The 528-nt window shown below is 30.9% G+C and carries 1 protein-coding gene; it reads right to left on the bottom strand.

Annotation, left to right across the window (positions count from 1 at the left end; genetic code table 11):
• The coding region (locus tag FHK88_RS03060) for a triple tyrosine motif-containing protein (RefSeq protein WP_264480587.1) at positions 1-528 on the bottom strand (528 nt) is incomplete at both ends.

The following is a 528-nucleotide window of genomic DNA, read 5'->3' as shown; positions in this document are numbered from 1 at the left end:
CTATTTTTTGAGTCCATATCACTAGAAAGTTGCTCATTCTTAAGTTTCATCAATTGCTGTTCATTCTCTAATGCAGCAATCTCCAATAATAAATTATTTTCTTCGATCAGTTTTCCTTCTTTTAGTCGATAATATTGATGGTATGTTTTATGTATGTAAAGAACTATCATAAAGCCTAAAACAAAATATAGTATAATAGCAAAGTTTGTTGCATACCATGGTTTGTTGATCGTAAAACTATAAGTAGCGATATTTTCGGGTGTTGAATTACCAGTTTTAGCCCTAACCTTGAAAATATATTCTCCAGCTGGCAAATTTTTATAGTAAGTGGTGGTTTTGGAGGACCACGGACTCCATTTTTCTTGCAATCCTTCAAGTAAAAATTGATATTCAGTATAAATATATTTATTATACTCTGGGACAGTAAAATTAAATGTTACATTATTTGCAGCGTGATTAAAATTTCCAACTTCCTTAATGGGGCAGTTAAAGGGCTTTTGGTCTAATTTATTAAAGGCAATGTTTGAT

The sequence above is a fragment of the Psychrobacter sp. I-STPA6b genome (assembly GCF_020662265.1).
In the GTDB taxonomy this organism is placed as follows: domain Bacteria; phylum Pseudomonadota; class Gammaproteobacteria; order Pseudomonadales; family Moraxellaceae; genus Psychrobacter.
This window is presented reverse-complemented; position numbering and strand designations above follow the sequence as displayed.